General features: G+C 54.8%; 15 protein-coding genes. 4 read left to right on the top strand and 11 right to left on the bottom strand.

What is annotated here, in order from left to right:
• Nucleotides 1-62: 62 nt before the first annotated feature.
• A complete protein-coding gene (dapE, locus tag JR346_RS03515; RefSeq protein WP_205483249.1) occupies nucleotides 63-1199 on the bottom strand; it encodes a succinyl-diaminopimelate desuccinylase in 1137 nt (378 codons plus the stop codon).
• A 59-nt stretch (nucleotides 1200-1258) separates the two neighbouring features.
• On the opposite strand from dapE, the gene dapD reads away from it, so the two are divergent.
• Together dapD and galE are read left to right on the top strand one after the other, a co-directional pair.
• On the top strand, nucleotides 1259-2212 hold the full coding sequence (dapD, locus tag JR346_RS03510; protein ID WP_205483248.1) for a 2,3,4,5-tetrahydropyridine-2,6-dicarboxylate N-succinyltransferase: 954 nt from the start codon (nucleotides 1259-1261) through the stop codon (nucleotides 2210-2212).
• 95 nt (nucleotides 2213-2307) lie between these two features.
• A complete protein-coding gene (gene galE / locus JR346_RS03505) occupies nucleotides 2308-3321 on the top strand; it encodes a UDP-glucose 4-epimerase GalE (RefSeq protein WP_204877079.1) in 1014 nt (337 codons plus the stop codon).
• Nucleotides 3322-3509: 188 nt separating this feature from the next.
• Here the strand turns inward: galE and JR346_RS03500 are convergent, their stop codons facing one another.
• The 9 genes from JR346_RS03500 to JR346_RS03460 all read right to left on the bottom strand — a co-directional run bounded on the left by JR346_RS03500 (nucleotide 3510) and on the right by JR346_RS03460 (nucleotide 13022).
• A complete protein-coding gene (locus JR346_RS03500) occupies nucleotides 3510-3764 on the bottom strand; it encodes a Txe/YoeB family addiction module toxin (RefSeq protein ID WP_204877080.1) in 255 nt (84 codons plus the stop codon).
• Nucleotides 3765-3768: 4 nt separating this feature from the next.
• A complete protein-coding gene (locus JR346_RS03495) occupies nucleotides 3769-4023 on the bottom strand; it encodes a type II toxin-antitoxin system Phd/YefM family antitoxin (RefSeq protein WP_204877081.1) in 255 nt (84 codons plus the stop codon).
• A 196-nt stretch (nucleotides 4024-4219) separates the two neighbouring features.
• The gene (locus JR346_RS03490; protein ID WP_204877082.1) at nucleotides 4220-5503 is read right to left on the bottom strand and encodes a citrate synthase; all 1284 of its coding nucleotides are present in this window, start codon (nucleotides 5501-5503) and stop codon (nucleotides 4220-4222) included.
• Nucleotides 5504-5660: 157 nt separating this feature from the next.
• On the bottom strand, nucleotides 5661-6800 hold the full coding sequence (dapC, locus tag JR346_RS03485; RefSeq protein ID WP_205483246.1) for a succinyldiaminopimelate transaminase: 1140 nt from the start codon (nucleotides 6798-6800) through the stop codon (nucleotides 5661-5663).
• A 170-nt stretch (nucleotides 6801-6970) separates the two neighbouring features.
• Nucleotides 6971-7294, bottom strand: coding sequence for a ferredoxin (gene fdxA / locus JR346_RS03480; protein ID WP_204877084.1), 324 nt, complete (start codon nucleotides 7292-7294; stop codon nucleotides 6971-6973).
• A 166-nt stretch (nucleotides 7295-7460) separates the two neighbouring features.
• The gene (locus tag JR346_RS03475) at nucleotides 7461-7889 is read right to left on the bottom strand and encodes a hypothetical protein (protein WP_205483237.1); all 429 of its coding nucleotides are present in this window, start codon (nucleotides 7887-7889) and stop codon (nucleotides 7461-7463) included.
• Nucleotides 7890-7892: 3 nt separating this feature from the next.
• Nucleotides 7893-8774 carry a PIG-L family deacetylase gene (locus tag JR346_RS03470; protein ID WP_240334006.1) on the bottom strand — a complete coding sequence of 294 codons (882 nt, stop codon included), beginning with the start codon at nucleotides 8772-8774 and terminating at the stop codon, nucleotides 7893-7895.
• A 157-nt stretch (nucleotides 8775-8931) separates the two neighbouring features.
• Complete coding sequence (typA, locus tag JR346_RS03465; protein WP_204877086.1) at nucleotides 8932-10839, bottom strand: translational GTPase TypA; 1908 nt, start codon at nucleotides 10837-10839, stop codon at nucleotides 8932-8934.
• A 251-nt stretch (nucleotides 10840-11090) separates the two neighbouring features.
• On the bottom strand, nucleotides 11091-13022 hold the full coding sequence (locus tag JR346_RS03460; protein WP_204877087.1) for a BCCT family transporter: 1932 nt from the start codon (nucleotides 13020-13022) through the stop codon (nucleotides 11091-11093).
• Nucleotides 13023-13457: 435 nt separating this feature from the next.
• Here JR346_RS03460 and pgi point away from each other — a divergent pair, with 435 nt between their 5' ends.
• Together pgi and JR346_RS03450 are read left to right on the top strand one after the other, a co-directional pair.
• The gene (gene pgi, locus JR346_RS03455; RefSeq protein ID WP_205483236.1) at nucleotides 13458-15137 is read left to right on the top strand and encodes a glucose-6-phosphate isomerase; all 1680 of its coding nucleotides are present in this window, start codon (nucleotides 13458-13460) and stop codon (nucleotides 15135-15137) included.
• A gap of 125 nt (nucleotides 15138-15262) precedes the next feature.
• Nucleotides 15263-16003 (top strand): DUF805 domain-containing protein, encoded by a 741-nt coding sequence (locus JR346_RS03450; protein WP_205483234.1) that lies wholly within the window; start codon nucleotides 15263-15265, stop codon nucleotides 16001-16003.
• Nucleotides 16004-16066: 63 nt separating this feature from the next.
• On the opposite strand, the gene JR346_RS03445 is transcribed toward JR346_RS03450, so the two are convergent.
• Nucleotides 16067-16726: a pyroglutamyl-peptidase I gene (locus JR346_RS03445; RefSeq protein WP_205483232.1), complete on the bottom strand. Its 660-nt coding sequence runs from the start codon at nucleotides 16724-16726 to the stop codon at nucleotides 16067-16069.
• Nucleotides 16727-16739: the final 13 nt, after the last annotated feature.

The following is a 16739-nucleotide window of genomic DNA, read 5'->3' as shown; positions in this document are numbered from 1 at the left end:
AAAATGGACTGGTTCAGAGGTGGAAATTCGGCAGGTAGCCCCCCTACACACTCAATAATTCTCTAGGCGATCAGCCACTGCTTCAGCGCCCGGTAGCACTTGTCAATAGCCGAGGCACTCACGTGTTCGTTGTCGGTGTGGGCTAGTAGGGCGTCGCCGGGCCCAAAGTTCACGGCGGGTATGCCGATTTCAGAAAATCGGGCTACGTCCGTCCACCCGTACTTGGGTTTGGGTTCTTGCCCTACCGATTCGATCAGCGAGCGCGAGAGTTCAGCGTCAAGACCGGGGCGGGCGGCCGATGACTGGTCGACGAAGTCTAGCTCGTAGCCTTCAAAAACTTCTTCAACGTGGGCGATTGCCTCGTCAAGGGTTTTATTGGGGGCAAAGCGGTAGTTGATGTGTACCGAGGCGGCGTCGGGGATGACGTTACCGGCAACTCCGCCCCTGATTTGTACGGCGTTGAGGCCCTCACGGTAGGCAAGTCCCTCCACCTCGTAGGTCTGCGGTTTGTAGGTTGCCAGTCGGGTGAGCACATCGCCCATCTTGTGAATGGCGTTCTCCCCTACCCAGGCGCGTCCTGAATGGGCGGCTTTGCCCGCGCAGTGAACCCAGAAGCGCATAGTGCCGTTGCAACCGCCCTCGATGGTGCCGTCGGTGGGTTCCAGCAGCACGGCAAAGTCAGTGTCGGTCAGTAAGTCACGGTGTTCGCGCATCAGGCGAGCAAGACCAGAAAGTTCTGATGCGACTTCTTCGTGGTCATAGAAAACATAAGTGATGTCGTACGCTGCATCGGTCAGGGTAGCAGCTAGTGCCAACTGCACCGCTACTCCGCCCTTCATGTCGGTGGCACCGCGTCCGTAAAGTATCTGTTCGCCGTCCTCTTCAATCCAGCGTGAAGGTACTGTTCCGAGCGAACCCTCAACCTGAGGCAGGGGTACGGTATCAAGGTGCCCCGCCAAAACGACCCGCTGGGATTTACCCCAGTTGGTGCGAGCAATAATGGAATCCCCATTGCGAACTACGCTCAGGTGGCTCAGGGCAGTCAGCTGCTGTTCAACGGCATCGGCAAGACACTTCTCTTCACCCGATACCGAAAAAATATCAAGAAGATCCTGGGTCAGCTGGGCTACGTCCTGCCCAATATCGAGGGTTTTCGGACCATAAGATTCAAAGTCGCTAGGTGCAAGTGTCTTTGTCATGTGTCCACCATACAGCCAGTTCTTGAGCTACGCCCTTTTTGTTTCGTAGTCTTGAGAGTATGACTAATTCACGCACAGCTTCAGGCTTTGGTCTGGCAACCATCGTCCATTCAGGTAACAATGCAGGTACCGTTCTCGATACCTGGTTCCCTGCTCCTGCCCTTTCAGCCTCAGCAGATGCAAGCGTCCAGCAGCAGCTGACCGAGCTAGTGGGTGAGGACGCTGCTCGCAACGTTCGTACCGAGGTCGTAGAGGTGAGCATCAACCTTGATGAGGCGCCCGCCGATGCTTCGGATGCTTACCTGCGTCTGCACTTGCTCTCGCACCGCCTGGTGGAGCCGAACTCTATTAATCTTGATGGTCTGTTCGGTCAGCTCGCCAATGTTGCCTGGACCAATTTTGGTCCGGTTCTCGCTTCAGAGTTCAACGCTCTTGCCATCGGTTTGCGTAAGCGCGGTCATCTGAGCGTCAGTCATGTTGATAAGTTCCCCCGCATGATTGACTATGTGGTACCCGCTGGTGTTCGTATTGGTGATGCCGACCGTGTACGTCTGGGCGCTCATCTTGCATCAGGAACCACCGTCATGCACGAAGGTTTCGTGAACTTCAACGCGGGTACCCTGGGCACCTCAATGGTTGAAGGACGCATTTCCCAGGGCGTCATTGTCGGTGATGGTTCGGATATCGGTGGCGGTGCCTCCACCATGGGCACCCTATCAGGCGGCGGTACCGAGCGTGTGCGCGTGGGCGAACGCTCACTCATCGGTGCTGAAGCTGGCATCGGTATCGCCCTCGGTGATGACTGCGTAGTTGAGGCTGGTCTTTACATCACTGCTGGCTCACGCGTGAACGTTTTTGTTGAGAAGGGTGCAGAACCCAAGGTGTTCAAGGCTGTTGAACTCTCAGGCGTTTCACACCTACTCTTCCGTCGTAACTCACTCACCGGTGCTATTGAGGTGCTGCCTCGCGTCGGAAAAACTGTTGAGCTCAACGACGCTTTGCACGCTAACTAAAGATTCTCTTTTCTATGCGGGGTGTTTTCTGGCTGTTATCAGAGGACGCCCCGTTTTAGACTTAAAGCAGTAGTTGATTGACAGAAGGAGAAACTATGAAGATTTTGGTGACCGGCGGTGCCGGCTACATCGGTTCGCATACCGTATTGGAGCTTCTTGAGGCAGGCCACGATGTAACCGTGATGGACAATCTGGCGAACTCATCGGAGGAATCGCTGGCGCGTGTTGCTGAGCTAACTGGCAAGAAGGCAGCTTTCCACCAGGTTGATTTGCTTGATCTGCAGGGTATGAAGGATCTTTTCAACGAGGTGAAGCCCGATGCTGTGATTCACTTCGCTGGTCTCAAGGCTGTGGGTGAATCGGCTGAGAAGCCCCTGTGGTACTACCAGACCAACGTAGCCGGTACCCTCAACCTGCTGTACGCGATGGAAGAATCAGGCTGCAAGTCTATTGTTTTCTCATCATCGGCTACGGTTTACGGTGCTCCTGAAGAGATGCCCCTGGTTGAAAAGGTTAATATGGACGCGCAGTCCTGCTACGGTCGTACCAAGGAACATATTGAGGACATGCTGGTTGACCTGGCTGCCTCAGATAATTCTTGGAACATTGCCCTGCTGCGCTATTTCAACCCGGTTGGCGCTCACGAGTCTGGTCGCATTGGTGAAGACCCCGCCGGTATTCCCAATAACCTGGTGCCCTTCATTGCTCAGGTTGCGGTGGGACGCCGCGAGTACCTGAACGTCTTTGGCAACGACTACCCCACGGTTGATGGCACCGGTGTGCGCGACTACATTCACGTGGTTGATTTGGCGGATGGCCACCTCAAGGCACTGGATTACATCGCCGAGCACGGTGGCTTGCACACCTGGAACTTAGGCACCGGCAACGGCTATTCGGTTCTTGAAGTTCTACATGCCTTTGAAGAGGCAGCAGGTAAGGAACTGCCCTACAAGATTGTAGACCGCCGACCCGGCGACGTCGCTGTCTCCTACGCCGATCCTTCCTCCGCCCTTGCCGATCTGGGGTGGAGCGCTACCCGCGACATCAAGACCATGGTGCGAGATCATTGGAACTGGCAGAAGAATAACCCCAACGGGTACGAAGCCTAGAACTCAACTTTAGCTCAAAAAGTGGGTGTCCATCTCTTTCCCAGAGGTAGCCACCCACTTTTTATATGCTGTCCCAGACAGAAGAAAGCTCGCCACTAGAAAGCTCAAGGGCGCCCCCCCCCCCCCCCCCGCAGGGTAGTAACGTGGGCACACGGTAAGTTTCGTAGTAGGGGGGGGACATCAGCCTTCTAATAGTGGTACCGGCAGGAGGCGATGAGCAGACTATCCTCTGTGAGTGCGTAGATAAGTCTGTGCTCATCAGTAATACGCCGGGACCAAAAGCCCGACCAGTCATGTTTGAGCGCTTCAGGTTTTCCGATACCTTCATGCCCATTGCGGGCAATATTTTTGATGAGCAGGTTTATTCGTTTCAGCACTTTGCGATCCTGTACCTGCCACCACAGGTAGTCCTCCCAAGCTGCTTCATCCCAGACAATTTTCATGGGCTTACTCGTCGATGAGGTTGTGTTCACTACCCATGCCTGAGCGTAAACGCTCGATAGATGCAGATACTCGCGCAGCATTACGGGGTGAGCGTTTGAGGTAGGCTGTTTCTTTCAGCGAATCATATTCGCGTAGAGAAAGCATGACCACCGGTTCATGCCCAGCGCGGGTGATAACGATTTCTTCGCAGTCATCGACTACGCTCGTCATGACTTCTGCATAACGTGCTCGTGATTCTGAGTAGGTCATTGTTTTCATTTTTCCTCCTTGTACAATTTATTGTACATATTTAACAGGAAGGAAAATAGGCATACACAGATTCATTGGCAGCATCGCCGTTCAAAAGGCACCGTTAGATACCACTAGATAGACGAGGACGCACCGCCCCACTCCCCTGCGCAGGGCAGGTAAGTAGGGTGGCGCGTCCTTTAGCTGCTCAGAACTCTAGCGCGGTCTATGCACCGGGGTAGTGGCGCAGACCCTCACCAATGTATACCTGGCGGGGGCGACCAATCTTGGTCTCGGGATCCTGAATCATTTCACGCCACTGAGCAATCCAACCGGGCATACGACCCAGCGCGAAGAGCACGGTGAACATCTTTTCAGGGAAGCCCATAGCGGTGTAGATCAGACCGGTGTAGAAGTCTACGTTCGGGTAGAGCTTACGCTCAATGAAGTAGTCATCAGCCAGTGCCTTCTCTTCCAGACGCTGAGCAATCTCAAGCAACTCGTTGTCGCCGCCCATCTTGCCCAGAACCTCGTCTGCGGTCTTCTTAATGATGCGAGCGCGAGGATCGTAGTTCTTGTAGACGCGGTGACCGAAGCCCATGAGGCGTACGCCGTCTTCTTTGTTCTTGACCTTCTCCATGAAGTCTTCGGGTGCGATGCCTTCGTCGCGAATCTTGCGCAGCATATTGAGTACTGCCTCGTTGGCGCCGCCGTGCAGCGGACCGTAGAGGGCGTTGATGCCGCCTGAGACGGAGGTGAACATGTTGGCGTGGGCTGAACCTACCAGGCGCACGGTTGATGCTGAGCAGTTCTGCTCGTGGTCTGCGTGCAATAGCAGGAGGGTATCGAGTGCCTTTGCCATGGTGGGGTCTACTTCGTAGTCCTCGGTGGGGAAGCCGAAGCACATGCGCAAGAAGTTCTCTGAGTAGTTCAGATCGTTCTTGGGGTAGAGCAGGGGCTCGCCCTTGTCCTTGCGGAAGGCGTATGCTGCCAGGGTAGGTACCTTTGAGAGCAGACGGAAGGTTGAGACCTCAACCTGGTGATCGTCGAAGGGGTCCAGTGAGTCGTTGTAGAAGGTTGACATGGCTGAGACTGATGCAGCGAGTACCGCCATGGGGTGAGCACCGCGGGGGAAGCCCGAGAAGAAGGTCTTGAAATCTTCGTGTACCATGGTGTGGCGACGAATCATGGTGTCAAACTTCTCTAGCTGATCTGCTGTAGGTAGTTCACCGTAAATCAAAAGATAGGCAACTTCAACAAAGCTAGACTTCGCGGCGAGTTCTTCGATAGGGTAGCCGCGGTAGCGCAGAATGCCCTCATCACCATCAATATAGGTGATCGCTGATTTAGCGTTGGCGGTGTTCATGAAGCCGGGGTCGTAGGCTACGTGCCCGGTTTCTTTCAGCAGGCCAGCGGTTTCGAAAGCGTCGTTGCCTTCAACAGCCTTGATGCCTGGTAGAGTCAGCTTCTTTTCTTCGAAGTTGAGGGTTGCTGAGTGGTGATCGGTCATTTTTCCTCCAGATGACGGTGAGAGTAAGAACTGCACGGTATTCAGCGTTGAAGCGTGTGCAGAGTTTTTTCACCTCACAAAAGTTCTGTTGCTAGACTACCCTGATTTCATGCACCAGGTCACATTTGACAAGTCATAGCGTGTAATTTTTCTACTTTTAGGTGGTTTGGGACGTCAGACGGGCTACCGCCCGGTCGATATCAGCGTCAGTGCCGGTAAGGGCAATACGCACGTAGCCCTCCCCTGCGTCCCCGTAGAAAACACCAGGGCCGATGATGATTCCCAGACGAGCAAAGCGCTCGATAGTGCCCCAGGTATCTTCATCAGATTTTGCCCACAGGTACAGACCGGCTTCTGAGTGCTCAACGGTCAGACCGAATGCTTCCACTGCCGGGAACAAGCGTTCACGACGGGCACGGTAGATATCTTTCTGCGCGTTCACGTGCGCGTCATCTGCCAGAGCCACTGCCATCGCCACCTGCACCGGGGCGGGAACAATCATGCCCGCATGCTTGCGCGAGTTCAAGAGATTGCCAATAATCTCGGGGTCACCGGCACAGAAAGCGGCGCGGTAGCCTGCAAGGTTGGACTGTTTTGACAGGGAATAGACGCTGAGCACCAGTTCTTGATTCTCGCCGCTCACGCGCGGGTCAAGAACTGAGGGGACGCGGGTGCCCCCACGTTGCTCGTCCCACTGCCCCCAGCCCAGCTCCGCGTAACACTCATCGGAGGCAACCACTGCACCCACAGCACGCGCGTCCGCCACCAGTGCAGCCAGCTCATTAACATCGCGCACAATACCGGTGGGGTTAGCCGGTGAATTAACCCAGACTAAACGCACCCGTGCGCGAGTTTCATCATCAAGTTCTGCCAGCGAATCAGCGGCAATAGGGGTCGCACCGGCAAGCTGCGCGCCAATGTCATAGGTGGGGTAGGCAACAGTTGGGCGCACCACGATATCGCCCTCACCCAACCCCAAAAGGAAGGGCAACCATGCCACTAATTCTTTCGACCCAACGGTCGGTAGCACCTGGTCAAGGCTCAGTCCCGGCACATCGCGGCGGCGGGCAAACCAATCAACAATAGCCTGGCGCACCTCAACTGTGCCATGTGTGGTGGGGTAACCGTGCGCGTCCGTAGCGGCAGCCAACGCCTCACGAATGACATCAGGGGTGGGATCAACCGGTGTGCCAATCGACAGGTTCACCACACCATCGGGGTGCTCCTCCGCCAGCTTTTTATAGGGAGCCATGGTGTCCCACGGGTAATCGGGTAGTTCTAAACCAAAAGTTCGCATTGAAGGCACTTTCTTGTGATTTTCTCTTACTAGCTAAGTCTAATGAAAGATCATGAAAAGACGATGAGCCTTACATGAGTGATTACACATCGGAATATTTCGGGTACAAAAAACCCGCCTACGGCACATGCCTAGGCGGGTTTGAAACCAGCTCAACGCTGAAAAAAATATTAGTCCTGATTCTGCGGGGGCAAAGCAGCAATCATGGGGTGATCCTTCTCTATCTTGCCCAAACGCGCAGCTCCACCGGGTGAACCCAAATCATCGAAGAAGTCAACGTTGGCGTTGTAGTAATCAGCCCATTCTTCGGGTACATCGTCTTCGTAGTAGATAGCTTCTACAGGGCACACGGGCTCGCAGGCACCGCAGTCAACACATTCATCGGGGTGAATATACAAGGAACGTTCACCCTCGTAGATGCAGTCAACAGGGCACTCATCAACGCATGCCCTATCTTTCACATCAACACAGGGTTGGGCAATAATGTAAGTCATGCCGCGGCCTTTCTTCTTCAACAACGGGTGAACCTCGGATGCGTCGGTAATTGCTGACGGAGGTACCGCTGGTATGCAGATATTTTCTTTTACAGTCTAAACCGCTCAACCAGTTTGCACAGATTTTAGTGGCAGACAATACATCATGTTCTTGATACAGAAACTTTTAGCGCCGGGCAGACTCGCTTGTGGAACGCGCGCCTACAAAACCGGCAACAAGAATTCCGGCTGCCACAGACACTAAAGAGCCCATACTCCACAGCGTGCCGGCAGCCCCCGGTGCGTACTCAGTATTCATAAATACCAGCATCGACCCCTCGGATGCGCGTCCGAACGCCATATACATAAGGGCGAGAAAGAGGGTGAAACCCATCACCCCACCCGTCCAGGCTCTGCGGGTATGTGAGACCAACCAAATGGTAGCAGCAAACGTCAGAATCAGGGCAAGCACAGCGCCCCAGGGCAGGTAAACGCTAGCAGAGAAATAGTAGATAAAACCGTGCCACATGGTACCTGCCAGGGCAACGATAAGACCTAGTGCAGTGGCAGTGATAGCGCTAGTGGTTGTACCCGGTGAAAGCTCATGAGGTCGCATCCGCTACCCCTTTCCCGCCAGCAGGCGGTATGTTTCGGTGGCAGAGATCTTCTGCGGCACCCGGTTGGAGAATTCAAAAATATCGTCAGAGATAATAATGACCTGCGTAACGTGGGCACGCATCGCCTCACGCTTGCGGGAGTGATCTCCGCGAATAACAGCCTGAACACGGGCGTCTTGGGCATCGAAGTCTCCTTCTAGCCCCCAGAGTAGGGCGGGAGCGTCCGCCCCCAAGAGCTCAAACGCACGCACCACGACTTCGTGGGTTCGTACGTGGTCGGGGTGCCCGTAGCCGCCACCGTTATCGTAGGTCACTACCACTTGCGGTTCGAGGGTACGAATATGCTGGGCTACTGCCTGCGCCTGCGCCTCAGCTGAGAGTTTAGTCAGGCAGTCATCGGCGGCGTCAGGGTTAGCGGTGGCTCGCCCATCAGCGCCCCATGCCATACCCGAATCGCGGTAAAGCTCAGGAGCCCCCTCAACATGTGCGCTCCCCTGCCCCAAATACTCGTGATGCTTCACGCCCAGCACTTCAAGTGCCTCTGTTAGTTCTTGTTCGCGGACGCGCCCTAGCCCCACCCCGCGGTCAGTAGTGCCGGGATGCCACGCTTCAAGGTGTTTGAGGTCTTCGGGAATGACCTCGCCCATCTCACCGCGTGTAGCCGTCAGCAGACTCACCTGCGCGCCAGCAGCAGCTAGGTGTCCCATGGTTGCACCGGTAGAGGTGGATTCGTCATCGGGGTGGGCATGCACAAAAAGCACCCGTGCGTCCTCACTATTCAGCCCCTCGGGCAGTAAGGAGTACACGGCATCATCGCTCACCTGCGTGCCCTGCTCAGGGTAGTAGGGAACCTCAGTGTTCTCACCCAGCGGTGTTGTCTTCACGGGTCTCTTCTCTCAACAAAGGTTTTTGCTCTTTCGCCATTTTATAGGCTCTGCCCGCGCTCAGCAGTCAGCATCTTGTTTCAGAGCTGTACGCACTCAACGGTTAACGAAAAGTGGGAACCCTCATTGCTGAAAGTTCCCACTAAGCGTTTAGACCTTAGGCGCGTGCGCGGCGACGGTACTCGCGGACGCGCTCGTTGGCGTCCAGGGTTACCTTGCGAATGCGGATTGCCTCGGGAGTAACCTCAACGCATTCGTCTTCACGAGCGAATTCAAGTGACTCTTCGAGGGTCAGTTTGCGCGGCGGGGTCAGGTTCTCGAAGTTGTCGGCAGATGCCGAACGCATGTTGGTCAGCTTCTTTTCCTTGGTGATGTTTACTTCCATGTCATCTGCACGGGAGTTCTCGCCAACGATCATGCCTTCATAAACCTCTGTGGTGGGTTCTACGAAGAATGAGCCACGCTCCTGCAGGTTAATCATCGCGTAGGGGGTAACAACACCGGGGCGGTCAGCAACCATTGAGCCGTTGGTGCGGTACTCGATGTCTCCGAACCAGGGCTCGTAACCGGTTGCGTAGGAGCTGGAGATACCCGCGCCACGGGTTTCAGTGAGGAACTGGGTGCGGAAGCCAATCAGACCACGTGCCGGAACAGCAAATTCCATGCGAACCCAGCCGGTGCCGTTGTTCGCCATGTTCTCCATGCGACCCTTACGAGCTGCCATGAGCTGGGTAACTGCACCCAAGTACTCTTCGGGAACATCAATAATCATGTGTTCCATAGGCTCGTGAACCTTGCCGTCGATAGTCTTGGTGACAACCTGGGGCTTACCCACGGTCAGCTCAAAACCTTCGCGGCGCATCTGCTCAACAAGAATAGCCAGTGCCAGCTCGCCACGACCCTGAACTTCCCATGCATCAGGACGCTGGGTGGGCAGAACCTTAATGGAGACGTTACCAATCAGTTCTTTATCAAGGCGATCCTTGACCTGACGGGCGGTTACCTTAGCGCCCTTGACCTTACCTGCCAAGGGTGAGGTATTAATACCGATAGTCATGGAGATCGCGGGATCATCAACCTTGATGAGGGGCAGGGGTTTGGGGTTCTCAAGATCGGTGAGGGTTTCACCAATGGTGATGTCTTCAATGCCTGCAACCGCAACGATTTCACCGGGACCAGCTGATTCAGCGGGCACGCGGTCAAGCGCCTTGGTAGCAAGCAGTTCAGAGATACGAACGCTCTTGGTCTGACCGTCATGGCGTACCCACGCTACGGTTTGCCCCTTGCGCAGGGTGCCGTTGAAAATACGCAACAGCGCCAGGCGACCCAAGAAGGGTGAAGAATCAAGGTTGGTGACGTGCGCCTGCAAAACCTCATCGGGGTTGTAGGTGGGGGCAGGAACGCGCTCAATGATGGTCTTAAACAGAGGCTCAAGGTCATCGTTATCGGGCAGCGAACCGTCAGCGGGCTGGTTCAAGGACGCAGCGCCAGCCTTACCCGAGGCAAAGACAACGGGGACGTTCAACAGTGACTCTTCGTCAAGATCGGGTACCTCGTCAGCCAAGTCTGATGCCAGACCCAGCAGAAGGTCCATAGTTTCGCCGATCACTTCGTCGATACGTGCGTCGGGGCGATCAACCTTGTTCACCACAACAATCACGGGAAGTTTAGCGGCAAGTGCCTTACGCAGCACGAAGCGGGTCTGAGGCAGGGGGCCTTCAGAGGCATCCACGAGCAGTACAACACCGTCAACCATTGACAGACCGCGCTCTACCTCGCCACCGAAGTCAGCGTGGCCGGGGGTGTCAATAACGTTAATGGTGATCGGCTCGCCGTTAGTGCTGGGACCGTCGTAGAACACGGTGGTGTTCTTTGCCAAGATGGTGATGCCTTTTTCTTTTTCAAGGTCACCGGAATCCATGACGCGGTCTTCTACGTCTGCGTGGGATGAAAATGCGTGGGTCTGCTTGAGCATCGCGTCAACAATGGTGGTCTTACCGTGGTCAACGTGGGCAACAATAGCCACGTTGCGTAGATCGCTACGTGATGCGGTATTTTCAGACATGCGTTAGGGTCTCGCTTTATTCTAGGAAATATAAGATGCTTGCGGCATGCCAAAGATTTTGGGCACGTAGAACCGCAGGCTTTAGGTATATCATACCCACTGGGCTGGGATTTCTAGCTATCAGGTACACCACAAATACCGCAGGTGTGGTGAGCTACACCTTTTAAAACAACACCGGCTGAGGGTGAACCTAATGCTTATGACAGCAGTAGGCTCGCCCTCAGCCGGTGTATTTTTAGGAAGTAAAAAGCTTAGTTTTTCTTCCAGGGGGCGCGGAACTTCGAATCCTTCTGAGTCTTCGCAGCCTGGTCAGCTGCGATTTCATCAGCAGTCAGCAAGCGTTGCGCCTGAGTGTCAGTCATCTGCTCGATAGCAACGTTGTGCAAATCAACCTGGTTGACGACCTTATCCAAGCGGGCATCAACATCAGCCACGGCGTCTGCCACGGCAGCATCGACAGCCGCTTCAACACGCGCGTCCACAACCTTTGACACACTGGTCTTCACTTCTGAAGCCACCATCTCATCGATGTTATCGGCAACGCGGTCTGAGATCGCACGTTCAATTTCACGGCGGGTCTGGCGGCGCTGGGCACGAACAATGAGATTGTGTTCGTGACGCAGGGTTTTAGCCAAGGACGCGCACATCAGCAGAATCACGGCTGAGAAAGGCAGCGCGGTGAGAATCGCGACAGTCTGAATCGTAGTCAGTGAGTCAGTACCACCTGCAACAAGCAAACCAACAGCGGCAAGACCAGCAACCATAGTCCAGAACACGCGAATCCAGGTCTTGGGTTCGGGTGAGCCGTGGGTTGAAATCATACCCAGAACCAGGGCACCGGAGTCAGCTGAGGTCACGAAGAAAATGATAATCAGCAGTACAGCACCGATGATCAGGGCGCTACTTGCGGGCATGCCCTCCAGCATACGGAAGAGGATGTTTTCTGCAACAGCTGAGCCGTCCTCCTCCAGCAGACCGCCGCCCTGAAAGAGCTGGCGATACAGAGCTGAACCGCCCATGACGGTGAACCAGAAGAATGAGATCAGTGAGGGTGCCAGCAGAACGCCCAGCACGAATTCACGCACGGTGCGTCCCTTAGAGACGCGGGCGATGAACATACCAACGAAGGGCGACCATGAAATCCACCAGCCCCAGTAGAAGGTGGTCCATGCAGCCTGGAACTGCTGACCCTCATCGCCGTAGAGTGCCAGAGTGTTGAAGGTCAGCGAGATGAAGTTCTGCAAGTACGCACCGATAGCAGCAACAAACTCTCGGAAGATGAAGAGGGTGGGACCAACCAGCAAAACAAAGATGCAGACAACCGCTGCCAGTATCAGGTTGCCGTTAGAGAGGATCTTCATGCCTTTTTCAAGACCGGTCACCACTGAAATGAGAGTAACGACGGTTAGCACAGCAATAATCGCAACGTAGCCCAGCTGGGTGTTGGCATCGATGTTCATGTAGCCCAGACCAGCTGCAATCTGCATCACGCCTAGACCCATGGAGGTTGCAACACCAAAGAGAGTACCTACCAGAGCGATGACGTCGATTACATCGCCCCAGCCGCCTTCAATGCGCTTGCCGAAAATAGGCTTGAGCGCGTAGCGGATAGAAAGGGGCAACCCCTGACGGTGGGTAGCGTATGCCAGTGCAAGACCAACAATCACATAGATTGCCCAGGGGTGCAGACCCCAGTGCAAGAAGGACTGGCTCATTGCTGCCTGAGCTACCTGAGCTTCGTTACCGCCAACGCCAGGACGCGGGCTGACGTAGTGCATGAGGGGCTCTGAAGCACCGTAGAACACCAGACCAATACCCATACCTGCTGCGAACAGGAAGGAAAGCCAGGTCAGAAAGCTAAAATCAGGTTCATCGTCGTCACTACCGATTTTCACGTCGCCCAAGCGGGAGAAACCAACGTAGAGAGCGAAAACCACAAAGAATGCCACAAGGGCTACGTAGTACCAACCGAAGTAACCGATTACGGTGCTCTGGAGATCCGAGAAGATCTCTTGAGCGGTGTCGGGCATTGCCAGTACCCAGCCGATGAATGCGACCATGATGATGGTTGCGGGCCAGAAGACTCGCTTAGCGAGAACGCCAGATTCGACTTTCTCCATCATTTCGCGGGTCAAACCGTTGGGGGCTAGATCCCCAGGCGGCGTTTTGACTGTACGCGTCATTTATATCTCCTTGTATATTTCGTATGTGTCTTTTCGTCTTAGCCTCGCGAGCACCGAAAGCAGGTTTATCCGGCCATCGACGCGGGACCACACCGCAGCTTCACAACGGGGGCACACGAAAAATCCCTTTGAATTTATTTCAATTTTCAAAGGGAACAGTACCTCTACCTTATCTAACCGTCGCTCTCATTTCTACAGTGGTACACCGGTTAGCAATACATGATTCATCACGGTAAGCCCCTTGATAAGGCAATAGTTAGGCAGTGGCATGAGAAAAAGAGTGGTCTATTTCGCTCCGTTTCCCAACCCTATACGTGACGGTAGTCTCCACATTTTTGTGAGCTTATGGGTTTGTGAGGGAAAATTCTTAGGTTTTGCGCCTGTTTCTGCCCTTTGGGGTAGTTCTTTCACGAGGTGAGGGTTCAAAATGGAAGTATGGACTTTTCACAGCTAACAGATGCAACCACCACCTCAGAGTGGAAGGCACTTGCAGACCACCACGATTCACTGGCCCCCGACCTTCGCGAATGGTTCGCTAACGACCCGCAGCGCGCGTCCAAGCACACCCACCGCGCAGGCGACCTCTACGTTGATCTTTCAAAGAACCTCATCACCGATGAAACTGTTGAGCTGCTGGGCAAGCTCGCGGAAGCCGTCAACCTTACGGGCTACACCGAAGCGATGTTCACCGGTGAGCACATCAATATCACCGAAGACCGCGCTGTACTGCACACTGCGCTGCGTCGCCCCGAAGCCAAGACCCCCGAGCTCGTTGTTGATGGTCAGAACGTTGATAAAGACGTTCATGCCGTGCTCAACAAAATCTATGCTTTTGCAGAGCGCGTACGCACCGGCGAGTGGGTAGGCATCACCGGCAAAAAGATTGAAACCATCGTCAACATCGGTATCGGCGGCTCAGACTTGGGGCCCGTCATGGTCTACGAGGCGCTCAAGCCCTACAAGCAGGAGGGTCTAAGCGCCCGCTTCATTTCAAATATCGATCCCACCGATGTTGCTGAAACCGTCGCTGATCTTGACCCCGAGACCACCCTCTTCATTGTTGCTTCCAAGACTTTCGGTACCTTGGAGACCCTCACCAACGCGCGCGTTGCCCGCGAATGGTTGCTGGACGCGCTGCGTGATGCTGGCGCTTTGGAGGGTAAGGAAGAGACTGAAGCCGTTGCCAAGCACTTCGTCGCTGTTTCTACTGCCCTTGATAAGGTTGCAGAATTCGGCATCGATCCCGAGAACGCTTTTGGCTTCTGGAACTGGGTGGGCGGCCGCTACTCCGTTGATTCAGCAATCGGCACCTCACTGGTTATCGTTTTCGGTCAGCAGGTCTTTGAAGATTTCCTCGCAGGTTTCCACGCCATTGATGAGCATTTTCGCACCACTGAGTTCTCCCAGAATGTTCCTGCCCTCATGGGTATGCTGAACATTTGGAATGTCAACTTCCTGGGTGCTCACACCCACGCCGTACTGCCCTACGACCAGTATCTACACCGCTTCCCTGCCTACCTGCAGCAGCTCACGATGGAGTCCAACGGTAAGGGCGTTCGTATGGACGGCAGCCCCGTCACCTGCGAGACAGGTGAAGTGTTCTGGGGCGAACCCGGCACCAACGGTCAGCATGCCTTCTACCAGCTCATTCACCAGGGCACCCGCCTAATCCCTGCCGACTTCATCGCTTTCGCGAACCCCGTACACCCGGCGAAGGACGGCGAGCAGGACGTTCACGAACTCTTCCTGGCAAACTTCTTCGCGCAGACTCAGGCACTGGCATTCGGCAAGACCGCCGACGAAGTACGCGCAGAAGGCACCGCCGAGCAGATTGTGCCCGCTCGCGTCTTCACTGGCAACCGCCCCACCACCTCTATCATGGCGTCAAAGTTGACCCCGTCCGTCTTGGGTCAGCTGATTGCCCTCTACGAGCACATCACCTTCGTTCAGGGGGTTGTCTGGGGTATCGATTCCTTCGACCAGTGGGGTGTTGAGCTGGGTAAGAAGCTCGCCCTTGAAATTGCACCGGCTGTAGCAGGTGACCGCGAGGTGCTGGCACAGCAGGATTCATCAACCCAGGGTCTGGTAGATTTCTACCTAGAAAACCGTAGCTAGTCTCTAGCAAAAGGTTAACTAAAGGTGGTTGTCGCTCACAGGGCGGCAGCCACCTTTTTCGTGCCCCGCAAAGACCTCTGTAAAATAGTGAGGGACAAATTTTCCCTAGCTTGGAGGAAGGATCAATGACCTCGCAGAGCCCCTACGAACCCCGTATTCCACAAGAACCAGCTGAAACTGCCAGCGGGTCAGCCGAATCGTCAAACCCGTCATCTTCTACCGGCAGCCACAGCGCTGGTAGCTACGATCCAAGCGGCAACCGTACTGAATCAGTACAGAATTCGTACGTTGCCCCCGGCGCAGACAGCCAGCCATCGTCCTACAGTGGTCAGTACCCCTACGGACAGGGCGCTTACAATAGCGGCTACAGTACACCGGGTTACGGTGTTGCCGGGTACGGCAATGCTGGTTATGTTTCTAAGCCTCGCCCCCATGTGGGCTTCGGGCAGGCACACAAAAACTGGTTTAAGTACATGTTCCATTTTTCGGGCCGTGCCAGCCGCTCAGAGTATTGGTGGGTTCAGTTAAGCATGGGTCTTGTGCTGATGCTACTGCTCATCGGTTCTGTGGCAACTTTCGTTGCCGGGATACCTACCTCAGATTCATCCGGTGAGCTGACCGACGCCGGCGTTGTTGCTATGCTGACAGGTTTTGGTTTCTACACAGCACTTCTCCTTGTTGCGCTGATTTTCTCTGTCTTGACTCTGGGTCTGGGCTTCCGTCGCCTGCAAGATGCGGGTTTCCCAGGTTGGCTCTACCTGCTCAGCTTCGTGGGTCTTTCAATCGTACCTTTCGTGATGTCGATCTTCCCCTCAAAAGTTGAGGGTTATCAGTACGACAAGCCCAAGGACATTGACCGCCCCTAACCTTTAGGTTTGAAAATGCCCTGCGCTGGTAACAGTGCAGGGCATTTTTGTGCTTTAGCTGTTTTAAGAAGCTATCGGGTCTAACGTTAGTTCTACTGCGCGGCTGAGCACGCCCCCAACAGTTTCAAGAGGTAGCATCGGAACTGTTTTTCCCTCCACTCCCCCGGTATCTTGGTGGGCGGTGAGGGTTTGGGGTATTAAGCTGTTACCGATAGCCGGTATATGGATGAAACCGGCGGGAATACCCGTATCGGCTAGGGTATGCATCAGGTGAAAAAAGACGTGGTTGCAGACGTAGGTACCTGCTGTGTTTGAGATTTCGAGGGGGTAAGTATTACCCAGCTCTGAAAAGATAGCGCGGTAGGGCAGGGTGCTGAAGTATGCCGCTGGAGCCCCACCAATGATGGGGGTATCTTGGCGCTGGTCTCCTGCATTGTCGGCGATGCGCGCGTCATCGCAGTTAATGGCGATGCGCTCAAGGCTGATTTTGTCTCGTCCCACGGCAACACCCGTGGCAATCACAGCATCAGGTTTGTGGGCTTTGATGAGCTGTCGTAACTCATTGGCTGAGGTATCGAAGGCGACCGGCAGCTCGGCAAGTACCAGGTTAAGGTGCGGACGCGTTTGTTCAAGGTGGGCACGAGCGTATTCTGCAACCTGCTGGGTGGGGTTCTCGGCGACACCTTCGAAGGCACCAAAGTAGGTGATGAGCGCGGTAGACATGAGAAACTTCCTC

This window comes from Rothia sp. ZJ932 (assembly GCF_016924835.1).
GTDB lineage: Bacteria > Actinomycetota > Actinomycetes > Actinomycetales > Micrococcaceae > Rothia.
This window is presented reverse-complemented; position numbering and strand designations above follow the sequence as displayed.